Annotated in this window: 7 protein-coding genes; all 7 read left to right on the top strand. The window is 57.5% G+C overall.

Annotated elements, in window-relative coordinates; all coding sequences use genetic code 11:
- Positions 1-658: 4-hydroxy-tetrahydrodipicolinate reductase (dapB, locus tag HMPREF9538_RS08590; protein ID WP_009485690.1), on the top strand; the 658-nt coding region annotated here is incomplete at its 5' end.
- 457 nt (positions 659-1,115) lie between these two features.
- A complete protein-coding gene (gene carA / locus HMPREF9538_RS08600) occupies positions 1,116-2,264 on the top strand; it encodes a glutamine-hydrolyzing carbamoyl-phosphate synthase small subunit (RefSeq protein WP_004177433.1) in 1,149 nt (382 codons plus the stop codon).
- 159 nt (positions 2,265-2,423) lie between these two features.
- Complete coding sequence (gene carB, locus HMPREF9538_RS08605) at positions 2,424-5,648, top strand: carbamoyl-phosphate synthase large subunit (protein WP_002888056.1); 3,225 nt, start codon at positions 2,424-2,426, stop codon at positions 5,646-5,648.
- 169 nt (positions 5,649-5,817) lie between these two features.
- Positions 5,818-6,051: a YgdI/YgdR family lipoprotein gene (locus HMPREF9538_RS08610; RefSeq protein ID WP_002888059.1), complete on the top strand. Its 234-nt coding sequence runs from the start codon at positions 5,818-5,820 to the stop codon at positions 6,049-6,051.
- A gap of 131 nt (positions 6,052-6,182) precedes the next feature.
- Positions 6,183-6,716, top strand: a complete 534-nt coding sequence (kefF, locus tag HMPREF9538_RS08615) for a glutathione-regulated potassium-efflux system oxidoreductase KefF (RefSeq protein ID WP_002888068.1) — start codon at positions 6,183-6,185, stop codon at positions 6,714-6,716.
- Positions 6,709-8,574: a glutathione-regulated potassium-efflux system protein KefC gene (gene kefC / locus HMPREF9538_RS08620; RefSeq protein WP_009485688.1), complete on the top strand. Its 1,866-nt coding sequence runs from the start codon at positions 6,709-6,711 to the stop codon at positions 8,572-8,574. Before kefF ends, kefC begins: the two co-directional genes overlap by 8 nt.
- Before the next feature lie 173 nt (positions 8,575-8,747).
- Complete coding sequence (folA, locus tag HMPREF9538_RS08625) at positions 8,748-9,227, top strand: type 3 dihydrofolate reductase (protein ID WP_002888320.1); 480 nt, start codon at positions 8,748-8,750, stop codon at positions 9,225-9,227.
- Positions 9,228-9,255 lie beyond the last annotated feature (28 nt).

Raw genomic sequence — 9,255 nt, 5'->3', positions numbered from 1 at the left:
GGGGGGGGGGGGGGGGGGGGGGGGGAGCCGCCTGGCGGCGGTAAAAGATGATTTCGACGTGTTGATCGATTTTACCCGCCCGGAAGGCACGCTGAACCATCTGGCGTTTTGCCGCGAGCATGGCAAAGGGATGGTCATCGGCACCACCGGTTTTGACGACGCTGGCAAACAGGCGATTCGCGATGCCGCGCAGGACATTGCCATTGTCTTCGCCGCTAACTTTAGCGTTGGCGTCAATGTCCTGTTGAAGCTGCTGGAGAAGGCGGCGAAGGTGATGGGCGACTATACCGACATCGAAATTATCGAAGCGCACCACCGGCATAAAGTGGATGCGCCGTCAGGCACCGCGCTGGCGATGGGCGAAGCGATCGCCGGGGCATTGAACAAAGATCTTAAGGACTGCGCGGTCTACAGTCGTGAAGGCTACACTGGCGAACGCGTCCCGGGCACCATCGGCTTCGCGACCGTTCGCGCGGGCGATATCGTCGGGGAGCATACGGCAATGTTTGCTGACATCGGTGAGCGTATTGAAATCACCCATAAAGCGTCCAGCCGCATGACCTTTGCAAATGGCGCCGTTCGTTCAGCATTATGGCTGAAAGACAAGAAAAATGGCCTGTTTGATATGCGTGATGTGCTGGATCTGAATAGTTTATAACGATTATTACCCATCGTGATGTGGTTATTGCTATCAATAAGTTATTGATGCAAAGGGCAATATTTTGTTGCCCTTTTTTATTTTTACGTATTAAGGTGGATGTTTTGAGTTTAACGCGTAAAAAATACAGTGTTAGCGTGTTTTTTAGTGAATGAAATGTAAATTTTGACCATCTGGTCCACTTTTTTGCCGAGCATCGCTCTGTTTTACACTCTTCCACATCCGCAAGCGTTTTCTCAGCCAGGTTTGTTGATCTTTTTGGCGTAAAAATCACGTGTTACGCACCAGTGGCGTAAAATGACATTAAAAATCTCCGCTTTAAGTTGACTTTTATCCGACATCTCTCCAGAATGCCGCCGTTTGCCAAAAATCTGCGGGCAACAGATTTGCATTGATTCAGATCGTGTTTATGAATTAATATGCAAATAAAGTGAGTGGATATTCTCTGGAGGATGTTTTGATTAAGTCAGCGCTATTGGTTCTGGAAGACGGAACCCAGTTTCACGGTCGGGCCATCGGGGCAACCGGCACGGCGGTTGGGGAAGTCGTTTTCAATACTTCAATGACCGGTTATCAAGAAATCCTCACTGATCCTTCCTATTCCCGCCAAATCGTCACTCTTACTTATCCTCATATTGGTAATGTCGGCACCAACGCCGCCGATGAAGAATCTTCTCAGGTACATGCGCAGGGTCTGGTTATTCGCGACCTGCCGCTGATTGCCAGCAACTTCCGCAGTACTGAAGACCTCTCTTCTTATCTGAAGCGCCATAACATCGTGGCGATTGCCGATATCGATACCCGCAAGCTGACGCGTCTGCTGCGTGAGAAAGGGGCGCAGAACGGCTGCATCATCGCGGGCGACAGCCCGGATGCCCAGCTGGCGCTGGAAAAAGCGAAAGCGTTCCCGGGCCTGAACGGCATGGACTTGGCGAAGGAAGTGACCACCGCAGAAACCTATAGCTGGACGCAAGGCAGCTGGACCCTGGCGGGCGACCTGCCGGAAGCGAAAGCGGAAAGCGAGCTGCCGTTCCACGTTGTGGCATATGACTTCGGCGCGAAACGCAACATCCTGCGCATGCTGGTTGACCGCGGCTGCCGCCTGACGGTGGTGCCGGCGAAGACCTCCGCCGCGGACGTGCTGGCGCTCAATCCGGACGGTATCTTCCTCTCCAACGGCCCTGGCGACCCGGCGCCGTGCGATTACGCTATCGAGGCGATTGAAAAATTCCTTGAGACCGATATTCCGGTATTCGGCATCTGCCTTGGCCATCAGCTACTGGCGCTGGCGAGCGGTGCCAAGACCATTAAGATGAAGTTCGGCCACCACGGCGGCAACCACCCGGTGAAAGATATTGATAACAACGTGGTGATGATCACTGCCCAGAACCACGGTTTCGCCGTAGATGAGGCGACGCTGCCGGCCAACCTGCGCGTGACCCATAAGTCGCTGTTCGACGGCACCCTGCAGGGGATCCATCGTACCGACAAACCGGCGTTCAGCTTCCAGGGGCACCCTGAAGCGAGCCCGGGGCCGCACGATGCCGCGCCGCTGTTCGACCACTTTATCGAGTTAATTGAGCTCTACCGTCAGTCCGCGAAATAATCAGAACCTGTTTATGTTCTGCTGTGCTCGGGAATACGGCGTTAAAAATTTGTTCAAAATGCTCATTTACGTTTTGTAAACTGCGCTTTCTCACAAATTTTTTCCTTGTCTACCCATCGCTCGCGACGACCATAAACAGGTTCTTCGGAGAAGAAAGCAATGCCAAAACGTACAGACATAAAAAGTATCCTGATTCTGGGCGCGGGCCCGATTGTTATCGGTCAGGCGTGTGAGTTTGACTACTCCGGCGCCCAGGCGTGTAAAGCGCTGCGCGAAGAGGGCTACCGCGTTATCCTGGTGAACTCTAACCCGGCGACCATCATGACCGACCCGGAAATGGCCGATGCCACCTACATCGAGCCGATTCACTGGGAAGTGGTGCGTAAAATCATCGAAAAAGAGCGCCCGGATGCGGTGCTGCCGACCATGGGCGGCCAGACGGCGCTGAACTGCGCGCTCGAGCTGGAGCGTCAGGGGGTACTGGCTGAATTCGGCGTGACCATGATTGGTGCCACCGCCGATGCGATTGATAAAGCCGAAGACCGTCGCCGTTTCGATATCGCAATGAAAAAAATCGGCCTCGACACCGCGCGCTCTGGTATCGCCCACACGATGGAAGAGGCGCTGGCGGTTGCCGCCGACGTTGGTTTCCCGTGCATCATCCGTCCGTCCTTCACCATGGGCGGCACCGGCGGCGGTATCGCCTATAACCGCGAAGAGTTCGAAGAAATTTGCGAACGCGGCCTGGATCTCTCTCCGACCAACGAACTGCTGATCGATGAATCGCTGATCGGCTGGAAAGAGTACGAGATGGAAGTGGTGCGCGATAAGAACGATAACTGCATCATCGTCTGCTCCATCGAAAACTTCGACGCCATGGGGATCCACACCGGTGACTCCATCACCGTTGCCCCGGCGCAGACCCTGACCGACAAAGAGTACCAGATCATGCGTAACGCCTCGATGGCGGTGCTGCGTGAAATCGGCGTCGAAACCGGCGGCTCTAACGTGCAGTTCGCGGTCAACCCGAAAAACGGTCGCCTGATCGTTATCGAAATGAACCCGCGCGTCTCCCGCTCCTCGGCGCTGGCCTCTAAGGCCACCGGCTTCCCGATTGCTAAAGTGGCAGCCAAGCTGGCGGTAGGTTATACCCTTGACGAGCTGATGAACGACATCACCGGCGGCCGCACCCCGGCTTCCTTTGAACCGTCCATCGACTACGTGGTCACTAAAATCCCACGCTTTAACTTTGAAAAATTCGCCGGCGCCAACGACCGTCTGACCACTCAGATGAAGTCTGTCGGCGAAGTGATGGCGATTGGTCGTACCCAGCAGGAATCCTTGCAGAAAGCGCTGCGCGGTCTGGAAGTGGGCGCTACCGGCTTCGACCCGAAAGTGAGCCTCGACGACCCGGAAGCGCTGACCAAAATCCGCCGCGAGCTGAAAGATGCCGGCGCTGAGCGTATCTGGTATATCGCTGACGCGTTCCGCGCGGGCCTCTCGGTTGACGGCGTCTTCAACCTGACCAACATCGACCGCTGGTTCCTGGTACAGATTGAAGAGCTGGTCCGTCTGGAAGAGAAAGTGGCGGAAGTGGGCATCAACGGCCTCGACGCTGACTTCCTGCGCACCCTGAAGCGTAAAGGCTTTGCCGATGCGCGTCTGGCGAAGCTGGCGGGCGTGCGGGAAGCGGAAATCCGCAAGCTGCGCGACCAGTATGACCTGCACCCGGTCTACAAGCGCGTGGACACCTGCGCTGCGGAATTTGCTACCGATACCGCCTACATGTACTCCACTTATGAAGAAGAGTGTGAGTCCAACCCGTCCGTTGACCGCGATAAAATCATGGTCCTCGGCGGCGGCCCGAACCGTATCGGTCAGGGTATCGAATTCGACTACTGCTGCGTACACGCCTCGCTGGCGCTGCGCGAGGACGGTTACGAGACCATCATGGTCAACTGTAACCCGGAAACCGTCTCTACCGACTACGACACCTCCGACCGTCTGTATTTTGAGCCGGTGACCCTGGAAGACGTGCTGGAAATCGTGCGCATCGAGAAGCCAAAAGGCGTTATCGTTCAGTACGGCGGCCAGACCCCGCTGAAGCTGGCTCGTGCCCTGGAAGCTGCCGGCGTGCCGGTTATCGGTACCAGTCCGGACGCTATCGACCGGGCGGAAGACCGTGAGCGCTTCCAGCACGCGGTTGACCGTCTGAAGCTGAAGCAGCCGGCGAACGCCACCGTCACCGCCATTGAGCAGGCGGTAGAGAAAGCGAAAGAGATTGGCTACCCGCTGGTGGTGCGTCCGTCTTATGTGCTCGGCGGCCGGGCGATGGAGATCGTCTATGACGAGCAGGATCTGCGCCGCTACTTCCAGACCGCGGTCAGCGTCTCCAACGACGCGCCGGTGCTGCTGGATCGCTTCCTCGACGATGCGATTGAAGTGGATGTCGATGCCATCTGCGATGGCGAAATGGTGCTGATTGGCGGCATCATGGAGCATATCGAGCAGGCAGGCGTTCACTCCGGCGACTCCGCCTGTTCCCTGCCGGCCTACACCCTGAGCAAAGAGATTCAGGATGTAATGCGCGAGCAGGTGCAGAAGCTGGCCTTCGAGCTGCAGGTTCGCGGCCTGATGAACGTCCAGTTCGCGGTGAAAGATAACGAAGTTTATCTGATTGAGGTCAACCCGCGTGCGGCGCGTACCGTACCGTTCGTCTCCAAAGCCACCGGCGTACCGCTGGCGAAAGTGGCGGCGCGCGTGATGGCCGGTAAGACACTGGCGCAGCAGGGCGTGACCAAAGAGATCATCCCGCCGTACTACTCGGTGAAAGAGGTGGTCCTGCCGTTCAATAAATTCCCGGGCGTTGACCCGCTGTTAGGGCCAGAAATGCGCTCCACCGGGGAAGTGATGGGCGTCGGCCGCACCTTTGCCGAAGCGTTCGCCAAAGCGCAGCTGGGCAGCAACTCGACCATGAAGAAACAGGGTCGCGCGCTGCTCTCCGTCCGCGAAGGCGATAAAGAGCGCGTGGTTGACCTGGCGGCGAAGCTGCTGAAGTTTGGCTTCGAGCTGGATGCGACTCACGGTACGGCGATTGTGCTGGGTGAAGCGGGCATTAACCCGCGTCTGGTGAACAAGGTGCATGAAGGTCGTCCGCACATTCAGGACCGCATCAAGAATGGCGAATATACCTACATCATCAACACCACCGCAGGTCGCCAGGCGATTGAAGACTCCAAGCTGATTCGCCGCAGCGCGCTGCAGTACAAAGTGCATTACGACACCACCCTGAACGGCGGCTTTGCCACCGCGATGGCGCTGAACGCTGACGCCACCGAGAAGGTGATTTCGGTGCAGGAAATGCACGCGCAAATCACTAAATAAGCTTCCCGGCCTGGCCGGATAGCAACAATCCTGGGCTGACGACATCGTCAGCCTATTTTTTTTAGCCGCAGCCATCTTCAGAGAGTTCTGCTTTTAACCCCCTGTCGGGTCAGGCTAACTATAGTTAGCACCATAACGATACCTATTGATGAAAAGACAGGAGGATACAATGCGGAACAATATTCTGGTGGCATCCGCACTGGCAGCGACGGCAATCATGTTCGTGGCCGGCTGCTCATCGAATCAGTCGATCAAAACCACCGACGGCAAGACCATTGTCACCAGCGGCAAACCGCAGGTGGATGATGACACCGGCCTTGTCTCATACAAAAATGCCGAAACCGGCCGCGTGGAGCAGATTAACCGCGACCAGGTGAAGTCCATGGACGAGCTGGATAACTAAGGCCTGACGTTAACCCTCAGGGCGCGCGTTGCGTAAGCCATCGCGACATAAATCACAGTTATCATTGTAAGCGGTTCGCTTAACTGTCTACACTCTTGCTGATTACGACAAGAGCAAACGCAGGCCAATCAATGATTCTGATAATTTATGCGCATCCTTATCCGCAGCATTCTCATGCGAATAAGCGAATGCTTGAACAGGCAGGGACGCTTGAAGGCGTAGAGATACGCTCCCTCTATCAACTCTATCCCGACTTTAATATCGATGTCGCCGCCGAGCAGGCGGCGCTGGCCCGTGCCGATCTGGTTATCTGGCAGCATCCTATGCAGTGGTATAGCGTACCGCCGCTGCTCAAGCTGTGGATGGACAAGGTGCTGTCGCACGGCTGGGCCTATGGTCACAACGGTATTGCCCTGCGCGGTAAATCGCTGATGTGGGCGGTGACCACCGGCGGCGGTGAAAGCCACTTCGACATCGGCTCATTCCCCGGTTTTCCGGTGCTGGCGCAGCCGTTGCAGGCAACCGCGCTTTACTGCGGAATGAAATGGCTGCCGCCGTTCGCTATGCACTGCACCTTTATCTGCGATGATGAAACGCTGCAGGCGCAGGCCCGCCGCTATCGTCAACGCTTAATCGACTGGCAGGAGGCACACCAGAATGGATAGCCATACGCTGATACAGGCGTTGATTTACCTCGGCGCCGCGGCGCTGATTGTGCCCATCGCCGTCCGTCTGGGGCTTGGGTCAGTGCTGGGCTATCTCATCGCCGGCTGTATTATCGGCCCGTGGGCGCTGCGGCTGGTGACCGATGCCGAGGCGATTCTGCACTTTGCCGAGATTGGCGTGGTGCTGATGTTGTTCGTCATTGGTCTGGAGCTCGATCCGCAGCGCTTATGGAAGCTGCGCGCCTCGGTGTTTGGCGGCGGCGCACTACAGATGGTGGCCTGCGGGGTGTTGCTCGGCCTGTTCTGCATGCTGCTGGGCCTGCGCTGGCAGGTGGCCGAGCTGATTGGTATGACTCTGGCGCTTTCCTCAACCGCGATCGCTATGCAGGCGATGAATGAGCGCAATCTGACGGTGTCGCAGATGGGGCGCAGCGCCTTCGCGGTGCTGCTGTTCCAGGATATCGCCGCGATCCCGCTGGTGGCGATGATCCCGCTGCTGGCGGCCAGCGGCGGCGCCACTTCGCTGATGGCTTTTGCCCTCTCCGCGCTGAAAGTGGCCGCAGCGCTGGCGCTGGTGGTGGTCCTTGGGCGCTATCTGACCCGCCCGCTGCTGCGCTTTGTCGCCCGTTCCGGCCTGCGCGAAGTGTTCAGCGCCGTGGCCCTGTTCCTGGTCTTCGGCTTTGGCTTATTGCTGGAAGAGGTGGGGCTGTCGATGGCGATGGGGGCGTTTCTCGCCGGGGTGCTGCTGGCCAGCTCCGAATATCGTCATGCGCTGGAGAGTGATATTGAGCCGTTCAAAGGGCTGCTGCTGGGGCTGTTCTTTATCGGCGTCGGCATGTCGATTGATTTCGGCACCCTGGTCACCCATCCGCTGCGCATTGTGATTTTGCTGGTCGGTTTCCTGGCGATAAAAATGCTGATGCTGTGGCTTATCGCCAGGCCGCTTGGCGTACCGCGCGCCCAGCGCCGCTGGTTTGCGGTGCTGCTGGGGCAGGGGAGTGAGTTCGCGTTTGTGGTGTTTGGCGCCGCGCGGATGGCGGATGTACTGGACGGCGAATGGGCAAAAGCGTTGACCCTGGCGGTGGCCCTGTCGATGGCGGCAACCCCCATTCTGCTGGTGCTGCTGACCCGTCTGGAGAAATCGTCCAGCGGCCAGGCGCGTGATGCTGACGAGATTGATGAAGAGCAGCCGCGGGTGATTGTCGCCGGCTTTGGCCGCTTCGGGCAGATTGCCGGGCGATTGCTGCTCTCGAGCGGGGTGAAGATGGTGATCCTCGATCATGACCCGGACCATGTCGATACCCTGCGCAAATTTGATATGAAGGTTTTCTACGGCGATGCCACCCGGGTCGATCTGCTGGAGTCGGCCGGGGCCGAAAAGGCGGAAGTGCTGATCAATGCCATTGACGATCCGCACGTCAGCCTGGAGCTGGTGGCGAGGGTAAAAGAGCATTTTCCGCATCTGCAGATCATCTCCCGCGCCCGCGATGTCGACCATTACATTCAGCTGCGCCAGGCTGGCGTCGAGGCCCCGGAGCGTGAAACCTTCGAGGCGGCGCTGAAGTCCGGCCGAATGACGCTGGAGGCGCTGGGGCTCGGCGCCTATGAAGCGCGCGAGCGGGCCGATCTGTTCCGTCGATTCAACCTGCAGATGGTCGAAGAGATGGTGGCGATGGCGGAAAACGATGCCGCGTCGCGGGTGGCGGTCTTCAAGCGGACCAGCGATATGCTGACCGGCATCATCAACGAAGATCGTCATCATCTGTCGCTGGTGCAGCGTCATGGCTGGCAGGGTACGGAAGAGGGCAGGCACACCGGGGATATCGCCGATGAGCCGGAAAATAAGCCCTCAGCCTGAGGCTGACCAGTAACATTTTGTTTTCGTTTGGATCCTCTTCTGGCGGCCCACGGTGTGAACGTGGGCTTGCCAGCAAATCAGAAAATTTTCTTATTCTTTACCCTCCGGCCAGTCGACGAAGTTGTACGCTTTCCGTATAGTGGCGACAATTTTTTGCACTCGGGAATGAATGAATGATCAGTCTGATTGCGGCGTTAGCGGTAGATCGCGTCATTGGTATGGAAAACGCCATGCCATGGAACCTGCCTGCCGATCTCGCCTGGTTCAAACGCAACACGTTAAATAAGCCGGTGGTGATGGGGCGTCTGACCTGGGAATCCATTGGGCGCCCATTGCCGGGGCGTAAAAATATCGTGATCAGCAGCAAACCCGGCAGCGACGATCGCGTGCAGTGGGTCTCCTCCGTAGAAGAAGCAATTGCCGCCTGCGGCGATGTGGAAGAGATTATGGTGATCGGCGGCGGCCGGGTGTATGAGCAGTTCCTGCCGAAAGCGCAGAAGCTCTACTTGACCCATATTGATGCGGAAGTGGAAGGCGATACCCATTTCCCGGATTACGATCCGGACGAATGGGAGTCGGTGTTCAGCGAGTTTCATGACGCCGACGCGCAGAACTCCCATAGCTACTGCTTTGAGATCCTCGAACGCCGTTAAGCGGGCAGGATAGCGATAAAAAAACCCC

This window comes from Klebsiella sp. MS 92-3 (assembly GCF_000195655.1).
Classification (GTDB): Bacteria; Pseudomonadota; Gammaproteobacteria; order Enterobacterales; family Enterobacteriaceae; genus Klebsiella; species Klebsiella pneumoniae.
Note: the sequence above shows the minus strand (reverse complement) of the source record. Positions and strands in the feature narration are given on the sequence as shown.